The 24,536-nt window shown below is 63.6% G+C and carries 19 protein-coding genes and 1 pseudogene; 7 read left to right on the forward strand and 13 right to left on the reverse strand.

All coding sequences use genetic code 11. The features are described 5' to 3' along the window. The first annotated feature begins 73 nt into the window (after positions 1–73). Positions 74–1,342 (forward strand): tyrosine--tRNA ligase, encoded by a 1,269-nt coding sequence (gene tyrS / locus ABEG21_RS04280; protein WP_347556029.1) that lies wholly within the window; start codon positions 74–76, stop codon positions 1,340–1,342. 58 nt (positions 1,343–1,400) lie between these two features. Continuing rightward, positions 1,401–2,210: a histidine phosphatase family protein gene (locus ABEG21_RS04285; protein ID WP_347556618.1), complete on the forward strand. Its 810-nt coding sequence runs from the start codon at positions 1,401–1,403 to the stop codon at positions 2,208–2,210. A 5-nt stretch (positions 2,211–2,215) separates the two neighbouring features. On the opposite strand, the pseudogene ABEG21_RS04290 reads toward ABEG21_RS04285, so the two are convergent. The 11 genes and pseudogenes from ABEG21_RS04290 to ABEG21_RS04340 form a co-directional block, all read right to left on the reverse strand. Beyond that, positions 2,216–3,099 (reverse strand): annotated as a pseudogene (locus ABEG21_RS04290) (oxygenase MpaB family protein). A 21-nt stretch (positions 3,100–3,120) separates the two neighbouring features. Beyond that, a complete protein-coding gene (gene ruvB / locus ABEG21_RS04295) occupies positions 3,121–4,191 on the reverse strand; it encodes a Holliday junction branch migration DNA helicase RuvB (protein ID WP_347556030.1) in 1,071 nt (356 codons plus the stop codon). A 22-nt stretch (positions 4,192–4,213) separates the two neighbouring features. Next, positions 4,214–4,807, reverse strand: a complete 594-nt coding sequence (ruvA, locus tag ABEG21_RS04300; RefSeq protein WP_347556031.1) for a Holliday junction branch migration protein RuvA — start codon at positions 4,805–4,807, stop codon at positions 4,214–4,216. Positions 4,808–4,864: 57 nt separating this feature from the next. Beyond that, a complete protein-coding gene (gene ruvC / locus ABEG21_RS04305) occupies positions 4,865–5,464 on the reverse strand; it encodes a crossover junction endodeoxyribonuclease RuvC (RefSeq protein ID WP_347556032.1) in 600 nt (199 codons plus the stop codon). After that, positions 5,464–7,041, reverse strand: a complete 1,578-nt coding sequence (purH, locus tag ABEG21_RS04310) for a bifunctional phosphoribosylaminoimidazolecarboxamide formyltransferase/IMP cyclohydrolase (protein WP_347556033.1) — start codon at positions 7,039–7,041, stop codon at positions 5,464–5,466. Before purH ends, ruvC begins: the two co-directional genes overlap by 1 nt. A gap of 213 nt (positions 7,042–7,254) precedes the next feature. Further along, a complete protein-coding gene (locus tag ABEG21_RS04315; protein ID WP_347556034.1) occupies positions 7,255–7,491 on the reverse strand; it encodes a Fis family transcriptional regulator in 237 nt (78 codons plus the stop codon). Then, on the reverse strand, positions 7,488–8,591 hold the full coding sequence (dusB, locus tag ABEG21_RS04320; RefSeq protein WP_347556035.1) for a tRNA dihydrouridine synthase DusB: 1,104 nt from the start codon (positions 8,589–8,591) through the stop codon (positions 7,488–7,490). Before dusB ends, ABEG21_RS04315 begins: the two co-directional genes overlap by 4 nt. A 201-nt stretch (positions 8,592–8,792) precedes the next feature. After that, positions 8,793–10,241, reverse strand: a complete 1,449-nt coding sequence (locus tag ABEG21_RS04325; protein WP_347556036.1) for a UbiH/UbiF/VisC/COQ6 family ubiquinone biosynthesis hydroxylase — start codon at positions 10,239–10,241, stop codon at positions 8,793–8,795. A 73-nt stretch (positions 10,242–10,314) separates the two neighbouring features. Next, complete coding sequence (locus tag ABEG21_RS04330; protein WP_347556037.1) at positions 10,315–11,805, reverse strand: aminopeptidase P N-terminal domain-containing protein; 1,491 nt, start codon at positions 11,803–11,805, stop codon at positions 10,315–10,317. Further along, positions 11,802–12,599 carry an N-acetylmuramate alpha-1-phosphate uridylyltransferase MurU gene (gene murU, locus ABEG21_RS04335; protein ID WP_347556038.1) on the reverse strand — a complete coding sequence of 266 codons (798 nt, stop codon included), beginning with the start codon at positions 12,597–12,599 and terminating at the stop codon, positions 11,802–11,804. The genes ABEG21_RS04330 and murU overlap by 4 nt, the downstream gene beginning before the upstream one ends. Before the next feature lie 17 nt (positions 12,600–12,616). Continuing rightward, complete coding sequence (locus ABEG21_RS04340) at positions 12,617–13,825, reverse strand: phosphotransferase (RefSeq protein ID WP_347556039.1); 1,209 nt, start codon at positions 13,823–13,825, stop codon at positions 12,617–12,619. Positions 13,826–13,976: 151 nt separating this feature from the next. Between ABEG21_RS04340 and ABEG21_RS04345 the strand changes: the two genes are divergently transcribed. The 4 genes from ABEG21_RS04345 to rsmA all read left to right on the forward strand — a co-directional run bounded on the left by ABEG21_RS04345 (position 13,977) and on the right by rsmA (position 20,201). Next, entirely contained in the window at positions 13,977–16,400 is a 2,424-nt protein-coding gene (locus ABEG21_RS04345) for an LPS-assembly protein LptD (RefSeq protein ID WP_347556040.1), read from the forward strand. A gap of 67 nt (positions 16,401–16,467) precedes the next feature. Further along, the gene (locus ABEG21_RS04350) at positions 16,468–17,841 is read left to right on the forward strand and encodes a peptidylprolyl isomerase (protein ID WP_347556619.1); all 1,374 of its coding nucleotides are present in this window, start codon (positions 16,468–16,470) and stop codon (positions 17,839–17,841) included. Between the two features lie 248 nt (positions 17,842–18,089). Continuing rightward, on the forward strand, positions 18,090–19,304 hold the full coding sequence (locus ABEG21_RS04355) for a 4-hydroxythreonine-4-phosphate dehydrogenase PdxA (RefSeq protein ID WP_347556620.1): 1,215 nt from the start codon (positions 18,090–18,092) through the stop codon (positions 19,302–19,304). A gap of 9 nt (positions 19,305–19,313) precedes the next feature. Beyond that, positions 19,314–20,201, forward strand: a complete 888-nt coding sequence (rsmA, locus tag ABEG21_RS04360; protein ID WP_347556041.1) for a 16S rRNA (adenine(1518)-N(6)/adenine(1519)-N(6))-dimethyltransferase RsmA — start codon at positions 19,314–19,316, stop codon at positions 20,199–20,201. Between the two features lie 91 nt (positions 20,202–20,292). On the opposite strand, the gene ABEG21_RS04365 is transcribed toward rsmA, so the two are convergent. Together ABEG21_RS04365 and gloA are read right to left on the reverse strand one after the other, a co-directional pair. Continuing rightward, the gene (locus tag ABEG21_RS04365) at positions 20,293–21,438 is read right to left on the reverse strand and encodes a slipin family protein (RefSeq protein ID WP_347556042.1); all 1,146 of its coding nucleotides are present in this window, start codon (positions 21,436–21,438) and stop codon (positions 20,293–20,295) included. A gap of 686 nt (positions 21,439–22,124) precedes the next feature. Beyond that, complete coding sequence (gene gloA / locus ABEG21_RS04370) at positions 22,125–22,532, reverse strand: lactoylglutathione lyase (RefSeq protein WP_347556043.1); 408 nt, start codon at positions 22,530–22,532, stop codon at positions 22,125–22,127. A gap of 487 nt (positions 22,533–23,019) precedes the next feature. Between gloA and ABEG21_RS04375 the strand changes: the two genes are divergently transcribed. Beyond that, positions 23,020–24,507, forward strand: a complete 1,488-nt coding sequence (locus tag ABEG21_RS04375) for an autotransporter strand-loop-strand O-heptosyltransferase (RefSeq protein WP_347556044.1) — start codon at positions 23,020–23,022, stop codon at positions 24,505–24,507. Positions 24,508–24,536: the final 29 nt, after the last annotated feature.

Genomic DNA, 24,536 nt, shown 5'->3' on the forward strand with positions numbered 1-24,536 from the left:
AATACGGACTTTTCGGCGCTGCCGTATCGATACGGCATTCGCCCTGGCTCTCCAGTTACTCCCACGGTTTCGTATGAACGCTGATGCTCTTTCCCCTGCCAATGCGTCGTCCTCGCCGGACAGCGCCGCGTTGCCGTTGACGGCATCGGTGCTGGACACGCTTGCCGAAGTCAAACGCGGTTGCGACGAATTGCTCGTCGAGTCCGAGTTCGCGCAGAAGCTTGCGCGCGCCGAAAAGTCCGGCACGCCGCTGCGTATCAAGCTCGGCCTGGACCCGACTGCGCCCGACATCCATCTGGGGCACACCGTTGTGCTCAACAAGATGCGCAAGCTGCAGGATCTGGGCCATACGGTGATCTTCCTGATCGGCGGTTTCACGTCGCTGATCGGCGACCCTTCGGGGCGTAACAGCACGCGGCCGCCGTTGACGCAGGAGCAGATCGATACGAATGCGCATACCTACTTCGAGCAGGCAGCCCTGGTGCTGGATCGCGAGAAGACGGAAATGCGCAACAACACCGAATGGCTGGAGCCGCTGGGCGCCGCCGGCATGATCAAGCTGGCATCGCAATCCACGGTGGCGCGGATGTTGGAGCGCGAAGATTTCACGAAACGCTTCCATGGCGGCGTGGCGATTTCGATTCACGAGTTCCTATATCCGTTGCTGCAAGGCTATGACTCCGTCGCGCTGAAGTCCGATCTCGAACTCGGCGGTACCGATCAGCGCTTCAATCTGCTGATGGGGCGCGAGCTGCAAAAGGCGTACGGGCAGGAACCGCAGTGCGTGCTGACGATGCCCTTGCTGGAAGGCTTGGATGGCGTCGAGAAGATGTCGAAGTCGAAGCACAACTACATCGGCATCAGCGAGAAGCCGAACGATATGTTTGGCAAGCTGATGAGCATCTCCGATACGCTGATGTGGCGTTACTTCGAATTGTTGTCTTTTGAGTCGCTGGGCCGTATCGCTGGTTTCAAGGCGGAGACCGAGGCGGGCCGCAATCCACGCGACTTCAAGGTGCTGCTGGCGCAAGAAATCGTCACCCGTTTTCACAGCAAGCAGGCAGCGGAAGGGGCGTTGGAAGACTTCAACCACCGTGCGCGCGGCGGGGTGCCCGACGACATTCCCGAGGTCGCATTGAACGGTGCGCCGTTGGGTATCGCGGCGTTGCTGAAGCAGGCGGGCCTGGTGCCGTCGACGACGGAAGCAAACCGCAATATCGAGCAGGGTGGCGTCAAGGTGGACGGTACCGCCATCAGCGATCGCGCCCTGAAGCTCGACGCCGGGACCTACGTCGTGCAAGTGGGCAAGCGCCGTTTCGCGCGCGTCACGCTGTCGGCCTGAGTTGCCGATGATACGTGCAGCCGACGTTGCCGCCACGCAGGAAACCGTGCCTGCCGCCTTGGCGCCGACGATCGTTCTGCTGATACGGCATGGCGAAACGGCATGGAACGCGGTCAAGCGTATCCAAGGCCAGATCGATATTCCGCTGTCGGAGGTCGGACTGGCGCAGGCCGAGGCGCTCGCACGTCGCTGGACGGCTTCGATCGCGGGAGCAGCGGCCGATTCGACGCCCGATGGTGGCGATGCGGGCGGCCTGGCTGCGATAGCCGGCGCCCCTTTGATCGGCGAGGTTGGGTCGTCGGTGCCGCGCGATGCGTCGGCCTGGGTGGCGCCCTTGTCCGCGATCGTGAGCAGCGATCTGTCGCGCGCGATGCAGACGGCCGCGCCGTTGCTGCGGGTACTTGCTCCCGATGCGGCCGCAACCGATGTCGTGCAGGCAGTGGGGCTGCGTGAGCGCCTGTTCGGCGTGTTCGAGCGGCACGATAAAGCGGCGATCGCTCAGCGTTGGCCCGCGGCCTACGCACAATGGATTACGCACGATCCGGACTTCGCGCCCGAGAGCGGCGAGTCGATCCGGACACTGTCGCAACGGGTAGTGCAGACCTTGGGCGAACAGGCGCGTCGATATGCGGGGGGAACGATCGCCTGCGTGGCGCATGGCGGCGTACTCGATTGCGCGTTACGGTTTGCGCAGGGCGTGGCCCTCGATGCGCCGCGCCCGGGCGTTCTGTTGAACGCCAGCATCAATGCGCTGCGTTGGTATCCCGGCCAGACGCCGGCGGAAGATCGGGCCGAGGTGCTGGCGTGGGGCGATGTCGCCCACCTCGGCGATTTCGATGCGAAAGGCGTCGGCGACGATCGCGTCTAAGCGAATCAGTCGGCGTCGCCCTTGCCGGCCGCCACGCGTGCCCGCGCACGTTTCGATACCCCATTGGTCAGCGCCCAGCGCATGATTTTTCCCACGCCGTGTACACTGGGGCGCAGCGCCAGCCTGCGCGCCGCCGCATAGCGATCGAGTCCGAACATTTCCTGCGCCCAGGGCGGCAACAGGTCTGGCCCCGCGTGCAACAGCAGGCGCGCGGCCGGCCAGATCGCCTTGTTCGGCGCCGGCGCATGCATCAGCACCTGCAGCACTTCCTGCGTGCGTGCATCACATCGCAGCGTCGGACGCATCCGCGCGATATAGCTGTCGATCTCGGCGCGGTTGCGCGGCACGCCGCGGCCGCCGAGCATCTCGGTGACCAGCGCCGTTTCCGCGTAGTAGCGGTCCTGCTCCTCGCCGCTCAGCGCTGGATTGACGTAGACCATGTAGGCATGCAGAAAGCACGACATCTCCGCCACATGGACCCACGTCAGCAGATCCGGATCGTCGGCCGCATAGGGTCGACCGTCCGGTGCGACACCGGTAATACGGCGATGAATCGCCTTCACGCGCTCGATCATCATCAAGGCGTCGGCGCGGCTGCCGAAGGTAGTGGCGGCGATAAACGTCGCCGTTCGTCCCAGGCGGCCGTGGATATCCTGACGGAACGTGGAGTGATCCCAGACGCCCGCCAATGCCAAGGGGTGCAGCATCTGCAGCAGCAGGGCGGCAACGCCGCCCACCAGCATCGACGTGAAATCGGCATGGACGCGCCAGCAGACGCTGTCGGGCCCGTAGAGCCCGAGATCGCCGGGCGGTTGGCTGTAATCGATGCGCAGGCGGCTGTCCGTGGTGACACGGTTCACGCCCTGCACGATCCGTTGTTTCAGAAAATCGCCGGCGCCCATCGCGGCCCCTACGCCTGGGACGGCGCGGGAGGAGCCGGATCGGGCGTCGACGTCGTGCTGCCCGGCGCCGTCAGACCGAAGTGGCGATAGGCGAGCAGCGTCGCCATCCGACCCCGCGGCGTCCGTTGCACATAGCCCTGTTGGATCAGATAGGGTTCGATGACATCCTCGATCGTGTCCCGTTCCTCGCCGATGGCGGCTGCCAGATTATCCAGTCCGACCGGACCGCCGTCGAATTTCAGCAGGATGGCTTCCAGCAGCGTCCGGTCCATCAGGTCGAAGCCGACGGGGTCGATATCGAGCATCTTCAGTGCCGCGTCGGCGATCTCCGGGGTGATCTGGCCATCGGCTTTGACTTCGGCATAGTCGCGTACGCGACGCAGCAGTCGGTTCGCGATACGCGGCGTGCCGCGCGAACGCCGGGCGATTTCCATCGCCCCTTCCGGGCCGATCGCCGCGCCGACCAGGCCCGCCGACCGTTGCACGATGCGCGACAGTTCGTCGGCCGTATAAAACTCGAGTCGGGCGACGATGCCGAAGCGATCGCGCAAGGGATTCGTCAGCATGCCGGCACGGGTCGTCGCGCCCACCAGCGTGAACGGCTGCAGGTCGAGCTTGACGCTGCGCGCGCCCGGACCCTCGCCGATCATGATGTCGATCTGGTAATCCTCGAGCGCCGGATACAGGATTTCCTCGACCACCGGCGAGAGCCGATGGATTTCGTCGATGAAGAGCACATCGTTGGGTTCGAGGTTCGTCAGCAACGCGGCGAGGTCGCCGGCGCGTTCGAGCACCGGCCCCGACGTCTGTCGCAGATTGACGCCCATTTCGCGCGCGATGATGTGCGCGAGCGTGGTCTTGCCCAAACCCGGCGGCCCGAACAGCAGCACATGATCCAGTGCCTCGCTGCGGTTACGGGCGGCCTGGACGAAAATCTCCAACTGGCCGCGCACCTTCTGCTGCCCGACGTAGTCGTCGAGTTGCTTCGGACGCAATGCGCGTTCATACGCTTCTTCGCGCGCCGAGACCGGCGCGGCGGAGATCAGTCGGTCACCCGAGAGTTTGTCTGTTTCGATCATGCAGCCATTGTACCGCCCAACGTCAGGCCTTCGACAAAGTCTTCAGCGCCTGGCGGATGCCGTTTGACACGTCGATGTCGGGCGGCAGCAAGCGGATCGCGGCGGCCGATTCTTTTTCCGAGTAACCGAGGGCGAGCAGGGCCTGCAGCACGTCGCTTCCGGTGTCGCCGGCAGTGGGAACCGTGCTCGCGCCCTGACCCAAGGCACCCAGATCGGCGCCGAGTTTGCCCTTCAATTCGAGCAGCAGACGTTCGGCGGTCTTCTTGCCGATGCCGGGAACCTTGGTCAGGCGCGCGACTTCCTGCGCCGTCACCGCCTGCGCCAATTCGGCCACGCTCATCCCGGACAACACGGACAGGGCCATGCGCGCGCCGATGCCGCTGATCTTCAACAATTCACGGAAGGCGCCGCGCTCCTGCGCCGTCGCAAAGCCGAACAACAGGTGTGCATCTTCGCGCACGATCTGCTGTACCAGCAGCACCACCGGTTCGCCGAGGTGCGGCAGGTGATAGAAGGTGCTCATCGGCACCGAAATCTCATAACCGACGCCGGCACAGTCGACCAGGATGGAAGGGGGATTTTTTTCGAGCAGCTTGCCAGCGATACGACCGATCATGATCAGCGGAGAGAGGGGGAGGAAAGGGAGGCGCCGACTATCGCACGCCGCGCGATGTCACGATTCGATCAATCGGCCACGCCGGACGCGCATGCCGCGACGCGCCAGTTCAGGGGCCATCGTGCGCAATTGGCCAAGCACGTCGCCGGCATGGGCATGGCAAATCGCCACGCCCAACGCATCGGCGGCATCGGTGCCCGGCAGGCCGGACAGGCTCAACAGGCGCGCGACCATTTCCTGCACCTGTTCTTTCTTTGCGCGCCCGCTGCCCACCACGGCCTGCTTCAATTGCAAGGCCGTATATTCGGCCACCGGCAGATCGGCGGTCACCAGGCCGCAGATTGCGGCGCCGCGGGCCTGGCCGAGCAGCAGCGTCGATTGCGGATTCACATTGACGAAAACTTTCTCGATGGCGGCGCAGTCGGGTTTGAATTGCGCGACCAGCTCACGCACCCCCTCGAAGATAACCTTCAGGCGCGCGGGCAGATCGCCTTCGCCGCTGCGGATCACGCCGCTGCTGACATAGGTGAGGACATGCGCGCGCTGTTCGATGACGCCGAAGCCGGTGACGCGCAAGCCCGGATCGATACCGAGAATGCGGGTCGGCACGGCGGCTTGCGCCGTGCCGACAGGGACCGGCTGAAGCGCGCGAACCATCAGTGACGGAAGTGACGCGTGCCCGTCATCACCATCGCGACATTCTGCTCGTCTGCCGCTTCGATGACTTCACCGTCGCGCATCGAGCCACCCGGATGGATGACGCACGTCGCGCCGGCCTTCACGACCACATCCAGACCGTCGCGGAACGGGAAGAAGGCATCCGAGGCGACCGCCGAGCCTTGCAGCGTCAGACCGGCATTCGTTGCCTTGATTTCCGCGATGCGCGCCGAGTCGATGCGGCTCATCTGGCCCGCGCCAACGCCCAGCGTCTGACCGTTTGCGCAGAACACGATGGCGTTCGACTTGACGAACTTCGCGACGCGCCATGCGAACAGCAGATCGTCCATTTCCTTCGGCGTCGGATGACGCTTGGTGACCACCCGCAATTCATGCGGCAACACGTTGCGCGTGTCCGCCGATTGCACCAGCAAACCGCCGCCCACACGCTTCAGGTCGAGCGCATTATGCGAGGCGCTGTCCTTTGCCGGCAACGCAATTTCCAGCACGCGGACGTTTTGCTTGGCGGCCAGCAACGCTTTCGCGCCGGCGCTGAACGACGGCGCGATCAGCACTTCGACGAATTGCTTGCTGACGGCGGCGGCGGCCGCTTCGTCGACTTCCTTGTTGAAGGCGATGATGCCGCCGAACGCCGAGGTCGGGTCCGTCGAAAATGCCTTCTGATACGCGGCTTCGGGCGTTTCCGCGATGGCCACGCCGCACGGGTTCGCGTGCTTGACGATGACGCAGGCCGGCACGTCGAAGCTCTTCACGCATTCCCACGCGGCATCGGCATCGGCGATGTTGTTGAACGACAGTTCCTTGCCCTGCAACTGCGCATACGCCGCCAACGCGCCGGCCGGCGTCACCAGGTCGCGATAGAACGCGGCGCCTTGATGCGGGTTCTCACCGTAACGCAGGTCCTGCACCTTTTCGAACGACAGATTCAACGTGGCCGGATAGTCGTTGCGATCGCTGTGCTGCAGGTTGTCCTTCAGGCTGGTCAGGTAGTTCGTGATCGCGCCGTCATATTGCGCAGTGTGCGCGAAGACCTTCGTCGCCAGGCGGAAGTTCGTCGGATAGGCGACGGTGTTCTGATTGGCGCGCATCTCGTCCAGCACGACCGCATAGTCGGCCGGATCGACGATCACAGTGACGTCGCGGTGGTTCTTTGCCGCGGAACGCAGCATCGTCGGGCCGCCGATGTCGATGTTCTCGATCGCTTCTTCCAGCGTCGCATCGGACTTCGCGATCGTTTCGCGGAACGGGTAGAGATTCACGACCAGCAGATCGATCGTCGGGATCGCGTGCTGTTCCAGCGCGGCGACGTGCTCGGGCAGATCGCGACGGGCCAGGATGCCGCCGTGGATCTTCGGGTGCAGCGTTTTCACGCGGCCGTCGAGCATTTCAGGGAAGCCGGTGTAGTCGGCCACCTCGGTGCAGGCAATGCCTTCGGCGGCCAGCAACTTGGCGGTGCCGCCCGTCGACAGGATCGTGACGCCCAGATCGGCGAGTGAACGGGCAAAGTCGACGACGCCCGACTTGTCGGATACGGAAATGAGCGCTTGCTTGATCATGTCAAAAGAACGGCAAAGAAGAACAAAGGCGAAAGAAAGGACGTCACGAGAACGTCGAGCGTGAGACGGATGGTGCATGGCGCGATGACCCATCGACCGCCGTTTGCCGCCTGTCCGGACGATTCCCTAAGCGGACATCGTGGAGGGCGCGGCATCGATGGATGCCGGCTGCATCGCCTGCTTGTCGGCAGACCCTGCAGTCGGCTCGCCGGATCACTTGATCAGGCCGTGATCCTTCAGCTTCTTGCGCAAGGTATTGCGGTTGATGCCTAAGTATTCGGCGGCCAGGGACTGATTGCCGCTGGCGCGCTCGAGTACCACTTCCAGCATCGGTTTCTCGACGCAGGAAATGATCATTTCGTAGATCTCGTTCGGGTTCGATCCGTCGAGGTCCCGGAAGTATTCATCCAGGCTCTCGCGGACGCACCGCTCGATATTATGTCGGCTCATGCGGCAAGGGGTTGCGAATTGTCCGTATGGTCCGCATCGCGGCTGCCGTCGATGCCCGCCGAGGCGGCATCGTCCGGCGCGTCATATACGAGGCGGTCCGACAACAACTTCTGTTCTTCAAAAAACGCGTTGACCGCGGCCAATTGTTCGCGCGTAGTGTCCAGCGTATTCATCTGGTGGCGGAACGCGTTGGCGCCCTTGAGCACCTTCGTGTACCAGCCGATATGCTTGCGTGCGGTTCGGACGCCGGTGAATTCGCCGTAGAACGCATAGTGATCTTCCAGGTGCCGATTCATCACGGCCTGGATATCGTCGACGCGCGGCGGCGGCAGCACTTCGCCGGTTTCCAGATAATGCGCGATCTCGCGGAAGATCCAGGGCCGTCCCTGCGCCGCGCGGCCGATCATGACGGCATCGGCGCCGGTCACGCGCAACACGTGCGCCGCTTTTTGCGGCGAGTCGATATCGCCGTTGGCCACCACCGGGATGCCGATTGCCGCCTTGACCGCGGCGATCGTTTCGTACTCGGCGTCGCCGCGGTACAGATCGGCGCGCGTCCGGCCATGAATCGTCAGCATCGAAATGCCCGCCGCTTCCGCGATATGCGCAATCCGCAGCGCATTGCGGTTTTCCGGATTCCAGCCGGTGCGGATCTTCAACGTCACCGGCACGGCGTCGGGTCCGACGCCGACCGCGTTGACCACGGCCTCGACGATGCGTGCCACCAGCGCTTCGTTCTGCAACAGCGCGGAGCCGGCGGCGACGTTACAGACCTTCTTCGCCGGACAGCCCATATTGATGTCGATGATCTGCGCACCATTCGCGACATTATGTCGCGCTGCGTCGGCAAGCATCTGCGGATCGGCACCGGCGATCTGTACCGAGATCGGTTCCACTTCGCCCTGATGATTGGCCCGTCGTAATGTCTTCTCGCTTTTCCACAGCAAAGCGTTGGACGCAACCATCTCCGACACCGCATAGCCGGCGCCCAAATGCTTGCATAACTGACGGAATGGCCGATCCGTCACGCCAGCCATCGGCGCGACAAACAACGCATTACGGAGCGTATGCGATCCGAGTTGGGGTCCGGTAGGAAACATGCGATCGGGGCCGATGGGCGGCAAATCAAGGCGGGGACTGAGTGTGGCCGTGTCAGGCACGGCTGCAGTGCCGCCAAAGCGCAAACGCGTATTGTATCGCAAGCGCTGCGCGCGCCGTTAAGAAGCTGCACACAAACGACGCAATCGTGCTGCGGTGCAGCGTCCCGCCGCGATCACTCGCCTCCCGCGCCTCCCGTGCGCTTAGCGACGCTGGCCGAACATCATCTGACGGGCGAGCCAGGTTTTGGCACCAGGCAGGCAATCGAGCGCTGCCAGGGCGACGCCGCGCAGATGCGCCAGCGGCGGGAAGGGGTGGGTGAAGCCGCGGGCCAGCGCATCGGTCAGGCCGATCGTGATGCGTCGATCCCACTGCCGACTTGCGGCAAACGCCTGCAATGCCGCTGGCGTCGTACCGTGCCGGCCGATCGCCAATGCCAATGCCTGCGCGTCGCGAACGCCCAGGTTCAGGCCTTGGCCCGCGACTGGATGCAGCGTCTGCGCCGCATTGCCGATCGTCGCGATGCGGCCGTCGGCCAGTAAGTCGGTGGCACGAAGGCGCAGGTCGAAGGTGGCGCGGCCGCTGATACCGATGAACTGCCCAAGACGGTCACCGAAGGTGCCGTGCAGTTCCGCAAGAAAGGCCGCATCGTCCATTGCCATGCGGGCGGCCGCCTGTTCCGGCGATTGACACCACACCAAGGCGTAATCGGCCGGTGCCGCCGCCGTGGGCGCACCGGCAGCCGTCGCGGGGCCGTCGAATGCTCCGGACTCGGCGAGCGGCAGCAGTGCCAACGGCCCTTCATCGGTGAAACGCTCCCACGCCACCCGAGGTTGCGGGGCGCTGGTCCGTACCGCCCCGACGATGGCCGTCTGCGCATAGTCGCGCGTCCGATCCGTCGTGCTGTCCGCCGCGTGATCCGGACGCGTGGGCGTGACCCGACCCCCTTCCGCGTGCACGACCAGGCGGGCGCGCAGCGTCGTCGGGAAGCGCGTGGCCGTAGAATCCGATGCGGCCGCCGCCCCGCCGCGCTTGTTCGCCTCGGCTGGGCTGGCCGGCATCAGCGTCAAGGAAACGCCGTCGGCGTCCTGCACGATCGCGGTCGCCGTGCATCGTTCATACAGCGTCAAGGCTGCGTGCTTCGTTTGCGCGCTGCCGCCGCTGCCACCCATGTCGCCGATGCTGACGTCGGCTTGATTGCGCCGCGCGGCCAGGCGCAGGACGCCGTCCCGCAGCGCGCCGGCAATCGCACCATAGCGCACGACGTAGCCCAGCGCGGGCAAGCGATGCGCGTCGTGGCGGATCAGCGCGCGACCCAGATAGCCGCGCTGCGAGACATGGATCGTTTCGATCGGTGTGGCCTGTTCGGGCCAGCCCAGCGGCGCCAGCAAGGCCTGGCTCCCATGCGACAGCGCGAGCACGCGCGGGTCCCGGTCGGCGGCCGCGCGCGTGCGCGAATCGATCAAGGTCAGCGACAGTCCGGCCGTGGCGCTGTGCCGGGCCAGCGCACCGGCCAGCGCCAGGCCGACCGGGCCCGCGCCGATAATGACGATATCGACGGACGGAATCGTCGCCGCCTGCGCGACGGGAGACATCGACGCGACGTCAGGCGGAAGGGAGGCCAAATCGGCGTCGAGGTGCTGCGGATTCATGCAATTGGGCGGTTAGGGTTCCGGACAGGGCGTCCGGACACGGGGCACTCGGCGAGGCAAACTGCGGGCGGGCTCATGTACCGCGCATCAGCGCTTCGATCTCGTCGGCGGACACCGGCACGTCGCGCGTCAGCAGCGTGCAGCCACTGTCGGTCACGACCGCATTGTCCTCGATGCGGATGCCGATGTCCCAGTATTCGGGCGGTACATCGTCGGCGCGTCGCACGTACAGGCCCGGCTCGATCGTCGAGACCATGCCGGGCTGCAACAGCGTCGAGCGCGGCGCGGCCTTGCCGGCGTCCGACGACGCCTTCGGTGCCTCGGTCTGGCTGTCCGATGGCGTGGCGGTGTCGATATAGTCGCCACAATCATGGACATCCAAGCCGAGCCAGTGGCCGGTGCTGTGCATGTAGAAGCGGGCATAGGCGCGATCGGCGATCGCATCCTCCACGCTGCCGTGCGCGTCGCGTTTCAACAGGCCGGTGTCCAGCATCCCTTGCGTGAGGATGCGCAGGGCGGCTTGATGCGCATCGTCGAAGCGCGCTCCGGGGCGAGTCGCCGCAACAGCCGCTTCGTTTGCCGCCAGGACGATGTCGTACAGGGTCCGTTGCGGGCCGGTGAATCGACCGTTCGCCGGAAACGTCCGGGTGATGTCGGAGGCGTAACCGTCGAGTTCGCAGGCGGCGTCGATCAGCACCAGATCACCGTCGCGCAGTACGTAGTCGCCCGCCGCATAGTGCAGCGTGCAGGCGTTGGCGCCCCCGGCGACGATCGACGTATAGGCCGGGAATTGGGCACCGCTGCGCCGGAAGTGATACAGCAACTCGGCTTCCAGCGCGTATTCGGGAATCCCGACGCGCGATGCCTGCATCGCGCGGATATGCGCCTGCGCCGAAATCCGGCCGGCCGTCCGCATGCGGGCGATTTCATGCACGTCCTTGACCTGGCGCATCGGCTCGACGATGCGTGCCAGATCGAGCACAAGGCCGGGGGTCGTCACGCGTCTGCGCCCGCGCGCGTCGCGCAACCAGCGCGCGACATCGGCTTCCAGCGGCCCGTGCGTCAGCAGGGGGTAGGCGATCACGGCCGTGCCGACGATCAGATCCGGCACATGACCGTCGCGCGCGCTATTGGGCAGGGCCAGATCGAAGCCGAAGGTGTCGCGGGCGGCCACCGGGCCGTAGTGAAAGCCTTCCCACGTTTCGCGCAGCGGATCCTTTTCCCGGCAGAACAGCGTCGAACCCGGTTGATCGGCACTGCCGCGACCACGACTGTCGATCACGAGCAGGGCGTCGGGTTCGTTGAAACCGGTCAGGTAGAAGAAGCTGCTGTCCTGGCGGTAGGGAAATTCGCTGTCGCGGCTGCGCACCGGCGCCGGTGCCGAGGCGATCAAGGCAATGCCGCCGCCGGCGGCGCGCAGTGCATCGGCAACCCGCGCGCGCCGGGCCGCGAAGACCTCCGGCGCGAAGCCGCGTTGCGGGGCCAGGATCCACGCGCTGTCGGCGCCGACGGTGTCGGGCGTTTCGGCGGGGGCGACGGAAGCGGGAGCGAGAGGATTCGTCATGGTGCGATTCTAGCGGACGTTGTTCGCAGCTGCGCGTCGAGTTCGGCCAGCTGCGCCGGTGTCCCGACATTGCACCAGGGACCGTCGAATCGCTCGCCGGTGACGCGCGCCGCCTCGATGCCGACACGCATCATCGGTCCGAGTGCGGCTGCGGGAAGGGGGCGTTGCGCGGCCAGCGCCGTGAACAGGCGCGTGTCGTAGACGCCGATATTGCCGAATGTCAGGCGTTCGCCGCCATCGAGGCAAAGCCGGCCGTCTGGCAGCAGGCCGAAGTCTCCCGCCGGGTGAAAGGCCGGATTCGGCACCATGATCAGATGCATGCCGGGCGCATTATCAGACGATTCCGCCGGTTTCGAGGTGTGGCCGTGACGCTCGGCGTCGCGTTGCCGCAGTGCCGCATAATCGAACGCGCAATAGACGTCGCCGCTGACGGCGACGAAACGCTTGCCCTGTTCGGCCGGCGTGTCGTCCAGCAGCAGGGGCAAGGCCTGGGCGATCCCGCCTGCGGTTTCCAGCGCGCGTTCCGGTTCCGCCGAGTAATGCAACGTCACCCCCCAGCGGGAGCCGTCGCCTAGCGCCGGCGCGATCAGCTCGCCGAGCCAGGCGTGATTGATGACGATCCGGCGGAAGCCGGCGCGAGCCAGTGCCTCGATCTGCCAGACGATCAATGGTTTGCCGCCAGCCTCCAGCAATGGCTTGGGCATGCGGTCCGATAAAGGGCGCATGCGCTCGCCGCGCCCGGCCGCGAAGATCATCGCGGTGTCCATCGTCGCCAGTCCTGTCGCTTCTGTCATTACACCCATCGCCGATACTAGAAGGTATAGCCCACTTGGGTTTCACAGCTCTCGAACTTGTCGAGCAGGCGTGCGAGCGGCCGTAATTCACGGTAACGATGCGCGACCTTGCGTGCGTAGGCGAGGAAGCGTGGCGTATCGGCCAGATAGCGGGGCTTGCCGTCGCGATACTGCAGTCGAGCGAAGAGACCCAGGATTTTCAAGTGCCGTTGCAGACCGATCCATTCGACGTCGCGGTAGAACTCGAAGAAGTCGCTGTTGACCGGCAGTCCGGCAGCCTTCGCTTCGCCCCAATACCAGGCGATGCAATCGAGCTCGAATGCCTCGTCCCAACTGAGGAAGGCGTCCCGCATCAAGGCCGCCACGTCATAGCCGATCGGGCCGTACACGGCATCTTGAAAATCGATGACGGCTGGCGACGGATCGCTCAGCATCAGATTGCGCGGCATGAAATCGCGATGTACGAAGACCTGCGGCTGCCGCAACGCGGCATCGATCAGCAACTGGCTGATCGTGGCATAGGCTTTCTGGTCCGCCTCGTCGAAGGGCCGGCCCAGGTGACGCCCGGCGTACCATTCGGGAAACAAGTCGAGTTCCCGGCGCAGCAGGGCATCGTCATAGGGCGGCAGGACGTTGGGGCGCGAGGCCGCCTGCCAGCGGATCAGCGTGCGCAGCGCATCGCGCATCAGCGGCTTGGCACGGTCCTCGTTCGTGCCGTCGAGCAGGTCGATATAGGCGGTGCTGCCCAGATCGGACAGCAGCATGAAGCCTTGCGCGACGTCGGCGGCATAGATCGCCGGCACGTGGATGCCGGCCGTCTGCATCAATTGCTGGATATCTCGGAATTCGCGCGCTTTTTCCGGTGGCGGCGCGTCCATGACGACGAGCGATCTGCCGTCGGCCGCCTGAATGCGGAAATAACGCCGAAAGCCCGCATCCTCGGACGCCAGTCGCAGTGTCCCGAGATCCAGCGGCAGCAATGCCGGGAGTTGCGCCGCCTGCGGCGCGCTCAGGTCGGACGCATCGCTGCCTGCGGCCCCGATCGCAGTGGAAAGCCCGGCCAGCCAGAGCCGCAGCGGTTCCCGGCGCCTATCCGGCGCTTCGGATGCGCCCGGCGAGGGAGGCGCCGCGGCGTTTTCAAGCGTGTCGATCGGCGTCGTGGAGACGGGGGCGGACGGCGTGCCGGACGGGGTATCATTTCCGGCATCGGGAGAGGGTAGCGGCATAATCCAGTCAATTCGGCGAGGGGATTCCCATGCGCCCGGTCAGTTTGCAGACTTTGCCATATATAATACCCGACGAATTCTGAGACCCTTCGTCTGGATGGACTTGACGCAGTCCGGTGTAAGCCGCGCCGTTGGCGCGATTTGATCCAGCATGCCCCTGCTTGTAGCCCGATTCATGCCGCCTAGACCGCCACACCGTTCACCTTTCCTTCGACATCGCGCCCCGGCGCCGCAGCGCGTTACGCGGATTGCCGCGGCCCTGCTGGCCGCCGGTCTGGCCGCGCCGTTGCCTGGCTTCGCCCAATTGAGCGGCGACGCCGCGCAGCCCATCCCGCTGGATCGCGATTGGGGATTCAGCCTGGCGCCGCAGATCATCGAGCGCAAGGTGCCGGAGGGAACGACCCCGGGCAGCTTCTCGCTGGGCGACAATGCGAGCGCGGACGGCAGCCAGACGACGTTGACGGGCCATGCCGAGCTGCGCCGCTATGGGTCGATCATCCGGGCGGACAAGCTCCACTACGACGCCGATACCGATACCGCCGACGCCTACGGCAATGTCCGGATCAACGACCACGGCAATCTGTTCGTCGGTCCCCGGGCGCAGATGCAATTGGAGGCGCGGGTGGGCTATATGCTCACGCCGACGTATCACTTCAACACCACCGGCGGCAGCGGCAAGGCCGAGCGGATGGACATGGTCGACGACGAGCGCACGCGGTTCACGCACGCGACCTATACGGCTTGCGACTGCGAGAAGCCCGCCTGGTATATCAAGGCGAGCCAATTCGACGTGGATCAAGGCGAGAACGTCGGGTATGCGCACAATGGCCTGGTTTTCTTCCAGGGCGTGCCGATTTTTTACAGTCCGTGGTTGACGTTCCCCTTGTCGAATGAACGGAAGTCGGGCCTGTTGCCGCCGACTTTTTCGATCAATTCGTCGAGCGGTTTCGATACGACGATTCCGTATTATTTCAATATCGCACCGAACCGCGACCTGACGCTCCGGCCCCGGATCATGCAGCAGCGTGGCGCGTTCCTGGGCGCGGATTTCCGCTATCTCGGGACGACCTATCGCGGCACGCTGACCGGCGAATACATGCCATGGGACGCGAAGGCGAAGTTGAGCAACCGTTACGCGATCTACTGGCAGCATAACCAGGATCTCGGCAATGGTTTCGGCGCCTATGTGAATTACAACAAGGTATCGGACAAGACCTATACCTCGGATCTGGCGAACAACGAGAACATCGTCTACAACGGCGCGCAGCTGCTGTTCCAACAGGAAGCCGGTGTCACGTACAACAAGGGACCGTGGTCGGTGTTGACGCGCGTGCAACGCTGGCAGTCCTTGCAGAGCGATATCGTGCCGCCGTACTCGCGCGAGCCGCAAATCAATATCAACTACGCGAAGTACGACGTAGGTGGCTTCGATTACGGCGCAGCGGCGGATTTCACGCGTTTCCAGTCGTCGAACGTGACGATGCCGGAAGGCAATCGCGCCGTCCTCGATCCTTACGTCAGCTATCCGATCGTGCGGCCGGGCTGGTTCTTCATTCCGAAGGCCCAGTACCACATCGCGTCGTACGATATGACGCGGATTCCGTCGGCGATCAACGCCATCGAGCCGAGCGTTATCGCTAAAAATACCAGCGTCGCGATCCCGACGCTGAGCGTGGACACCGGCATGCAGTACGAGCGGCATATTACGCTGTTCGGCACCGATTACATCCAGACGCTGGAACCGCGCCTGTATTACACCTATACGCCGTACCGGGATCAGTCGCAGATCCCGGTATTTGATACGGCGCCGTCGGATTTCGGTCTGGCGGAAATCTTCACGTCGAATACCTTCGTCGGCGAAGACCGTATCGCCGACGGCAGTCGTCTTACCGCTGCTTTGTCGACGCGTTTCATCAATGCGGGCAGCGGCGACGAGCGCGCGCGCTTCCTGGTCGCGCAGCAGTATTATTTCCGCGAGCAACAGACGACGATGCCGAACGAGTCGGTCAGCAATGCGGCGCGCTCCGATTTGATTTTTGGCGCTTCGTTCAAGTTGTCGAGTACGTTTGCGACGCAGAATGCGATTCAGTACAACACTGGCAGCAGCACCGTCGATCGTCTGAACACCGGTTTTGCGTGGTCGCCGGAAGATCGCAAGGTGATCAATCTTGCCTACCGTTACACGCGTCCGAACCCGACCAATCTTGCCAGCACTTACTTGACGACCGGCATCAAACAAATCGTGGCATCCGCGCAGTGGCCGATCTCGCGTAATGTGTACGCGGTGGGTCGGATCAACTACGCCTTCGATTCGCACCGTCTGGTGGACGGGCTGATCGGTATGCAATACGACGCACCGTGCTGGGTGCTCGGCGTCGCTTTCCAGCAGTATGCAAGCGGGATCAACAGCAGCGGCCAACCGGCGTCGGGCAAGCGTGTGCTCGTGCAACTGACGCTGAAGGGCCTGGCAAACGTCGACAACGGCCTGGTCACGGCCTTCCGCAACAGCGTGCCGGGTTACGTACCGCCGCCGCCGCCGGCCGCGCCGTTGTCGCGATTCTCCGACTATGACTGACAAGCGTGATACTCTCGCGATTTGATTTTTTGCCGAATGCGGTAACCCGAAGGAGTCGACGTTCGTGATGGTGAAGACTGTACGGCTGGCCTGGCTGGCCAGCGCAACGATGATGGCCGGTATGCTCGGCGCGACAGCGCCCGCACACGCGCAGGCCTTGCAGGGCGCGACGTCGAAGAGCGTGCGCCCGACGGGACCCGGCGTCGAGGTCGATCGGATCGTCGCGATCGTCAACAACGGCGTGATCACCGAGCGGCAACTCGACCGTCGCATGCAAATGGTCAAGAACCGCATGCAAGGGCAGGCGGGTGTGCAGGTGCCCCCGGACGCCGATTTGCAGCAGCAGGTGCTGCAGCAGATGATCATGTCCGAAATCCAGTTGCAGCAGGCCGATCAGGATGGAATCCAGATCAGCGATGCGCAGGTGGATCAGACGCTCGAGCGTCTGGCTCAGGCCAACGGGCTGCCGCTTCCCGAATTCCGTGCACGCGTCGAGGCACAAGGCGTAGAGTGGGATACGTTCCGCAGCGATGCGCGCGATGAAATGACGCTGAACGAGCTGCGCCGCCGCGAGGTGGACAGCAAGATCACCGTGTCCGACGGCGAAGTGGCGAACTACATCGCAAGTCAGCACGGCGTCAGCACGACGCCGCCGGACCTGCAGATCGCGCATTTGTTGGTGCCGGTGGCGGCGAACGCCAGCGACGCCCAGGTGCAGGCAGCACAGCAAAAGGCTGCCGGTCTGATCAAGGACGCGCGCAGCGGCGACAATTTCGCACGCCTCGCCCGCTCGAATTCGGCGGCCGCCGATGCGAAGAAGGGCGGCGACCTCGGCTTCAAGGCACAGGCGGCGTTGCCGCCGGCCTATGTCGAGGCGGCGTCGCGCCTTGCCCCGGGTCAGGTCGCACCGGAGCCGATCCGCACCGCTGACGGTTTCGAGGTCGTCCGCCTGGAGGCGCGCCGTCCGGCCGCCAATCCGGTGGACCAGATCACGCAGACCCATGTCTCGCACATCCTGATTCGTGTCGAGGAAGGCGGCAACGAAGGCGCGGCCTTGCAGAAGCTGCAGGCGGTAAAGCGGGATATCGAAGCCGGCAAGGGCACGTTCGCGGACTTCGCGCGGACCACCTCGCAGGACGGTTCGGCCGGGAATGGCGGCGATCTGGGCTGGATCAATCCGGGTCAGACGGTGCCGGAATTCGAGCGCGTCATGAATACGCTGCAGCCGGGTCAGATCAGCAATCCGGTGCGCTCGCGCTACGGCTATCACTTGATCGAAGTTCTGGGACGTCGTCAGGTTTCGGCGTCACCGGCCGAACAGGAAGACGCCGCGCGTCAGGCCGTCGGTTCGCGTAAATCCGAACAGTCGTACGGCGACTGGTTGCGTCAGTTGTATGATTCGGCCTACGTCAAGGTCCTGCTGAATCAGCCGGATAGTTGATCTGACGCGGACGCCGCCGACCCTTGAGCCTGACGGCGCAGTCTGCAAGCGCTCGCGGGCGTTGGCTTAGGGCAACGGCGGATCGGCGGTCCGGATGGACATGAAAAGTGAGCGGGTCTGGGAACCAGGGGGCGATAACGGCATGAGGCCGGCGATCGCCCCCTGGTTCTTTTGGTTTTTTCAGAGAAGCATGAGTACCGAGAGGACGGAGCGCGGCGATGGATGCAACAGGCGCTGACGGACCAGCAGTGCGCGGTCAGGCGCTGACGCTGGCGATTACCACGGGTGAGCCGGCGGGCATCGGGCCGGAGCTGACGCTGGCGGCATTGGCCTACGGCGCGCGCACGCGACGATGGGGCGCGTGTCGGTTTGTCGTGCTGGGCGATGCCGTCCTGCTGGCCGAGCGGGCCCGTGCGGCCGGGCTGGACACGGCGTGGGTATCGGCCGCCGGGACACCCGACGCGTCCGCGTCGGCGTCGGATCAGTGCTTTATCGTCGAAGGGCCGACGGTGGATGCCGCGGTGACCCCGGGCGTGCTCGATCCGCGCAATGGTCCCTATGTGCTGCGCCTGCTGGATCTGGCGATCGACGGCGCGTTGTCGGGCGCCTACGATGGCATCGTCACCGCGCCTTTGCAAAAAAGTACGATCAACGATGCCGGCGTGCCGTTCACCGGCCATACCGAATATCTGGCCGAGCGCACCGGCACCGAGCAGGTCGTGATGATGCTGGCGGGGCCGGTTTCTTCGTCGGCGCACGGGGCGGTCTTGTCCGCGAACGCAAGCGGGGCGGGCGTCGATCCGGAGAGTCACGCCGGCGGCAATGGGGCGGAGGCGCCGGTCCTGCTCTCCCCGAGCGATGCGCGCCTTGCGGCGTCGTATATGTTCCGCGTGGCGTTGGCGACCACTCACTTGCCTTTGTCGCAGGTGCCACAGGCCTTGAATGTCGACATGCTGGTCCGCACGCTGGAGATCATCGATGCGGATCTGCGCCGCGATTTCGCGATTGCCCAGCCGCAGATCCTGGTGACCGGACTGAATCCCCATGCCGGCGAAAGCGGTTATCTCGGCCGGGAAGAAATCGATGTGATCGCGCCTGCGCTGGCGCGTGCTCGCCAGGCCGGAATCGACGCGCGTGGCCCGTATCCGGCCGATACCCTGTTCCAGCCGCGTCATCTGGCCGATGCCGATTGCGTGCTGGCGATGTATCACGACCAAGGTTTGCCGGTGTTGAAGTACGCGACGTTCGGCGAAGGTATCAACGTCACGCTGGGATTGCCGATCGTGCGTGTGTCGGTCGATCATGGCACGGCACTGGATCTTGCCGGCACCGGCCGGGCGGATCCGGGCAGTATGCTGGCCGCCATCGACACCGCCGTGCAGATGGCACGCAACCGCCGCGCGCATCAGGATCGGCCGATGGGCTCGTCCGTTGGCGCGCCGGTGCCCGATGTTTCAAAGTAGAGTCAAATCATGAGTGGATCGAATCGCAGCCCGGTTCAGGGGCATATTGCGCGGAAGCGTTTTGGACAGAATTTCCTGGTCGACAAGGGGGTCATCGACGGCATCGTCCGATGCATCGCACCGCGTGCCGGCGAAACGATCGTCGAAATCGGCCCGGGCCTGGGCGCGTTGACGACGCCGCTGTTGGAGACGCTGGAGGCGGCAAAGCGCGCGGGCGGCGAGGCTGAGGCTGCTCGCTATGAGCCACTGCACGTCGTCGAGTTGGATCGCGATCTGATCAAGCGTCTGCATTCGACCTTCGGCACGCGGTTGACGGTGCATGAAGGCGATGCGCTTAACTTCGACTTTGCCAGCCTGGCGCATCGCGGCGGTGCCGACGCCACAGCAGCGCTCGAGGCGGTGCCGTCGCTGCGCGTGGTCGGCAACCTGCCGTACAACATATCCAGTCCCTTGCTGTTCCATCTGATGCGGGTGGCCGATCGCGTGATCGACCAGCACTTCATGTTGCAAGACGAAGTGGTCGAACGGATGGTCGCGGAGCCCGGCAGCAAGGCGTACAGCCGTCTGAGCGTGATGCTGCAATATCGCTACGCGATGGAGAAGTTGATGGACGTGCCGCCGGGCTCGTTCGATCCGCCGCCCAAGGTCAATTCGGCCATCGTGCGGATGTTGCCGCATCGGGTGGTGGATTTGCCCGACGTCGATCAGGGCGTGTTCTCGTCGGTCGTGACGGCGGCTTTCTCGCAGCGGCGCAAGATGTTGCGCAACACCTTGAGCGTCTATCGCGATCAAATCGATTTCGATGCGATCGGCTTCGACCTGTCGCGCCGTGCCGAAGACGTGCCGGTCAGCGAGTATGTGGATGTCGCGCAGCGGGTTCAAGCGGCGCGCGCATAAGCGCGGCTTCGATGCTTGCATCATGGCTGTCCTGACGCGATCGCCTTGATCGCGACGGCAGGTATCGTGCAGTAAGAAAAGGGGACGCGCATCACGCCGGTTGTCGCAACGTCACCAGCCCGTTCAACACCTGATCCAAGCCACCGAACACGGTGATCTTGTCGATGCGCTCCGCCACGCGCTCCAGTGTCTCCAGCTCTTTCATCCGCAACGCCACGGGATTGTCCTCCATCACCTTGGCGGTATTGAGCAGCGATCGCGTCGCCGCCGTTTCCTCTCGTCGACGAATGACATTGGCTTGCGCCGCCTTTTCCGCTTGCACCACCTGCGCCAGGATCACCTTCATGTCGCCGGGCAGGACGATGTCCTTCACGCCGGCACTGTCCAGCGCCATGCCATGGTCCGACAGGTGCTCGGTCACGTGGGCCATCACACTGTCATCGATTGCCGATTTGTTTTCCAGCAACTCGTCGAGCGTGCGCGTGCCGACCGCTGCGCGCAAGCCGAATTGCAGCGCGCGATACAAATGTTCGGCGGGCTTTTGCAGCTGCATGAAGGCTTTGAGGACATCGGTATAGCGCCAGGTGGCCGACAGGTTCAAGCGCAAGCCGACTTTGTCTTTTGTCAAAATCTCCTGACCTGAGACGTCGAGCACCTGCATACGCAAATCGATCAGCTCGATCGCGATATGACGATTGAATTTCCAGTAGGCATGCGCGCCGGGCTGTAGTAACGGCTGGACCTTGCCGTCGATGATCAGGATGCCGACACTGGATTCCGGCACCTGCAGCGAGAGCACGCCGTCGAGGCCGATCACGCCGCGCTCGCGCATTTGCGTCTGGATCAGACGGGTCACCAGCGTCGGCGGCAATACGGCGGTTTCATCGATATCGATCACCTCGATCTTCACATCGATCAATCCTTTCCAATACAGGCGACGCGTGCCGGGCGCCAGCACCTCGATCAGCACGCCGTTCTCGCTGCGCAGACCAACCTGCGTCTCGCCCAGATCCACCTGCACGAACTCGGCGGCGAGAACGTCGGGTTCGTGCGCCATCAGATAAGCACTCGCTTCGTGGGTGAATGCCGTTTGTGCCAAGCCGAAGATCTCGGCGTGAAGGCGATCAACCGCGCTGACAAGCCAATGCTTGCCAGGCTGCAGCACGCCAGCGAAGTCGCCGTTGCGCAGCAAAATGCCGCGTTCGCTTTTCTTTACGACAACACGCTTGATCGTCACGGCCATGCGCTCCAGATGACTTCGGTGTGTTGCCCGGATTGGGCAATTCGTAAAAAGAAAGTGCCGTTACAGCAGTGGCGGCGGGCCTCGAAGGTCATGGTGTGGGGCATCCCGGCGCGCGTCGGTGTTTCGCTTTCGCTAAAAGACACCTCGGCTTGCCGCGGGCGAGCACCGGACGGTTTCAAGGCACGGGCCGACACCGCTGATGGGCCGCGTACTGCCCACTTTCGGCGAGGAGGTCTTGCGACCGGAGGTCAACGTCGACCTGCATTTATCGGTACGGGAATCGAACCCGTTACACACGCATGAACGCCGCGCTACCCAATGCGCTACACCGATAAGGTGGCCGATCAGGAATCGAACCTGTCGCCATTGCTGGCGCTGCCACAGCGGCCTACCGACCGTTTTCCGCGAGCACGGCATGCGCCGACACAACAGGCGCGTCAGAGACGGGCCCGGCTATGGCGCACCGGCGAGGCGGGGGTAAGCCCAAACCCCGGACCTGTGCGTGCTTGCCTTGAACGGTGGATTTTCGATGCTAGCGTGAGGCGCCGCATCAACCTTCAACAATCCTGGGGACGTGGCGAAGCGGGAGAGGGTGGTGCGTCGGCGCGCCGTGCTCTTGCTTATATCGTCGGCGCGCCGAGGAGGTGCGGTGGGGGAGATGGACGATGCGCGCGTGACGCTCAGTCTTTCGCGCTTTGACCGCCGACCTTCTTCTGAATCAATTCGATTTTATAGCCGTCCGGATCTTCGACGAAGGCGATGACCGTGGTGCCGTGCTTCATCGGACCGGCTTCACGGGAAACCTTGCCGCCACGTGCGCGCACATCGTCGCAGGCTTGCGCGGCGTTTTCCACTTCCAGCGCGATATGGCCGTAGGCGGTGCCGAGTTCGTACTTCTCGGTGCCCCAGTTATAGGTCAGCTCAATAGCCGACTCTTCGGATTCGTCCCGGTAGCCGACGAACGCCAGCGTGAACTTGCCTTCCGGGTATTCATGCTGGCGCAGCAGCTTCATGCCGAGCACGTTGGTGTAGAAGTCGATCGAGCGAGGCAGGTCGCCGACGCGCAGCATCGTGTGCAGGATTCTCATAATGTTCTCGGGGATAGATGTTGTAGCTGCAAGGGCAGCATTTTACCAATACGGGCCGCCTCCCGCCCGCAGGCGGTAGAAACCCCGGGTTCGCGCCTGCTTCAGGCGTAATGTAAAGAAAGACTCTGGTGCTGCCGAGCGCGTGCGCGAGGCGATAGCGGAGGCGAATTTGGCTGCTTGCCACTAGGATTCGATCGGCCCAAACGCATGCCGGATTGATTTAAACACTTGTTTTAAGTGTCCAATCGAAATCGGACGCATCGGGAAAATGCTGTGTCGCTTTCCTGCACAGGCACCAGAATTTACTTTCAACGTATTACTTATGTATTACACTCGCTTCGCATTGAGATGTAGCACATTGTTACATTTGATCGCGGCGCCCTCCGCCGCGATCGATCGACGTCAGAATTTCTGCTGTTTCAAACTGCTCGCGCTTTACCTGAAAGCCGGGCGGAATGCATGACATCATTGCGTGTGAGTAGATAGTATGACTAAGCAGTACCGTGATTTGGCAGACGTTGCAGCAAAGACTGACGCTGGCTTGGAGGGAGGCGTCGACGCGCGTTTCGCTGGCGCCAGCCAATCGCCTGAGCAGCGCAACGAGCCTGCATCGGCACCGCGTGTAGCGGATGCATCGACATCGCCTGCCGTGAGGTCCGCCGTTTCATCGCTTTTCGACGCTGCGGCCAGCGCGGCGCAGACGCAAGCACACGCCGATGCGACACATATCGGCCTGCCGCGGTCGACGGAAGCGCCCATTGCGCTCGCGTCCACCGCACCCGTCGCAGCGCTTATTCCGTCGGAAAAGAAAGCTTTTGTCGAAGCGCCGGCGGTGCCGACCCAGCAAGGGGCGGCCAATATCCGCTTCGATTTCAACGACGGCTGCCGTGTGGTTTTGCCTCAGGGGGATTGGCACGTCACGTTGCGCGATAGGGAAACCGACAACACGCTTTTTGAGACACGCCTGAGCGCCGGCAGCATTGCGAGCAGCAAGAAGTACTACGTGCCATTCTCGATCGACGTCTCTTCGGGCGGAAATCCGGTCTTCCATCACGATTTCGATCCAAAAGGAAAGCGCGTCCTCATTCAGTTTCCGGTGGGAACGCTCGGCGACCTGGTGGGTTGGTTCCCCTATGCGGCGAAGTTTCAGGCGCAACACGGCTGCGAGCTGACGTGTTCGATGTCCGAGCTTATCAGTCCCTTGTTCGCCGCTTGTTATCCGCATATCCAATTCATCACGCCGGACAAGATCGACGCGTCCTCGTATTACGCGACCTACCGTATCGGGCTGTTCTTCGATGACAGCGCGAACATTCATCAGCCGTGCGACTTTCGCCTGGTAGGGCTGCACCGCACGGCCGGCTATATTCTGGGCGTCGATCCAGAGGAGTCGCGGCCGCAGGTATCGCTTGCGGACGAGACTCGGCCGATCGCGGAAAAATACGTCTGTATCGCGACGCAGAGTTCCACGCAGTCGAAGTATTGGAACCACCCGAGCGGCTGGCGTGAAGTCATTGCGTTCTTGAAGTCGAATGGCTATCGCGTCATTTGCATCGATCAAAAGCCGACGCATGGCCACGGTCTGGTTTGGAACCATATCCCGCACGGATGCGAGGACGAAACCGGCGACAGACCGCTGATGGAGCGCGCACGCTGGCTGAAGCACGCCGATTTCTTTATCGGCCTGTCCAGTGGACTGACGTGGCTTGCCTGGGCGATGCAGACGCCGGTCGTGATGATCAGTGGATTTACCCATCCATCGAACGAATTCGCGACGCCGCATCGTGTGATCAATTATCACACCTGCAATAGCTGTTGGAACGATCCGCATGTGCGGTTCGACCATAAGGACTTTCTCTGGTGTCCGCGTCATGCGAATACACCGCGCCAGTTCGAATGCACGCGGCTTATCACGCCGCAGCAGGTGAAATCCACCATCTCCCGCATCCCCATCTTCGTCGCACAGCCGCAATAAATGACTCGATGGGGCGCCCATGCGCCCCA

The sequence above is a fragment of the Robbsia sp. KACC 23696 genome, assembly GCF_039852015.1.
Taxonomy (GTDB): Bacteria; Pseudomonadota; Gammaproteobacteria; order Burkholderiales; family Burkholderiaceae; genus Robbsia.

Coding starts and splice junctions, on each gene's coding strand:
- ABEG21_RS04315 (WP_347556034.1), bottom strand. CDS start 7,491: ATGAGCCGACATAATATCGAGCGGTGCGTCCGCGAGAGCCTGGATGAA.
- ABEG21_RS04350 (WP_347556619.1), top strand. CDS start 16,468: ATGGTGAAGACTGTACGGCTGGCCTGGCTGGCCAGCGCAACGATGATG.
- ABEG21_RS04375 (WP_347556044.1), top strand. CDS start 23,020: ATGACTAAGCAGTACCGTGATTTGGCAGACGTTGCAGCAAAGACTGAC.
- gloA (WP_347556043.1), bottom strand. CDS start 22,532: ATGAGAATCCTGCACACGATGCTGCGCGTCGGCGACCTGCCTCGCTCG.
- dusB (WP_347556035.1), bottom strand. CDS start 8,591: ATGTTTCCTACCGGACCCCAACTCGGATCGCATACGCTCCGTAATGCG.
- tyrS (WP_347556029.1), top strand. CDS start 74: ATGAACGCTGATGCTCTTTCCCCTGCCAATGCGTCGTCCTCGCCGGAC.
- ABEG21_RS04345 (WP_347556040.1), top strand. CDS start 13,977: ATGCCCCTGCTTGTAGCCCGATTCATGCCGCCTAGACCGCCACACCGT.
- ruvC (WP_347556032.1), bottom strand. CDS start 5,464: ATGGTTCGCGCGCTTCAGCCGGTCCCTGTCGGCACGGCGCAAGCCGCC.
- ABEG21_RS04330 (WP_347556037.1), bottom strand. CDS start 11,805: ATGACGAATCCTCTCGCTCCCGCTTCCGTCGCCCCCGCCGAAACGCCC.
- rsmA (WP_347556041.1), top strand. CDS start 19,314: ATGAGTGGATCGAATCGCAGCCCGGTTCAGGGGCATATTGCGCGGAAG.
- purH (WP_347556033.1), bottom strand. CDS start 7,041: ATGATCAAGCAAGCGCTCATTTCCGTATCCGACAAGTCGGGCGTCGTC.
- ruvA (WP_347556031.1), bottom strand. CDS start 4,807: ATGATCGGTCGTATCGCTGGCAAGCTGCTCGAAAAAAATCCCCCTTCC.
- ABEG21_RS04340 (WP_347556039.1), bottom strand. CDS start 13,825: ATGCCGCTACCCTCTCCCGATGCCGGAAATGATACCCCGTCCGGCACG.
- murU (WP_347556038.1), bottom strand. CDS start 12,599: ATGACAGAAGCGACAGGACTGGCGACGATGGACACCGCGATGATCTTC.
- ABEG21_RS04325 (WP_347556036.1), bottom strand. CDS start 10,241: ATGAATCCGCAGCACCTCGACGCCGATTTGGCCTCCCTTCCGCCTGAC.
- ruvB (WP_347556030.1), bottom strand. CDS start 4,191: ATGATCGAAACAGACAAACTCTCGGGTGACCGACTGATCTCCGCCGCG.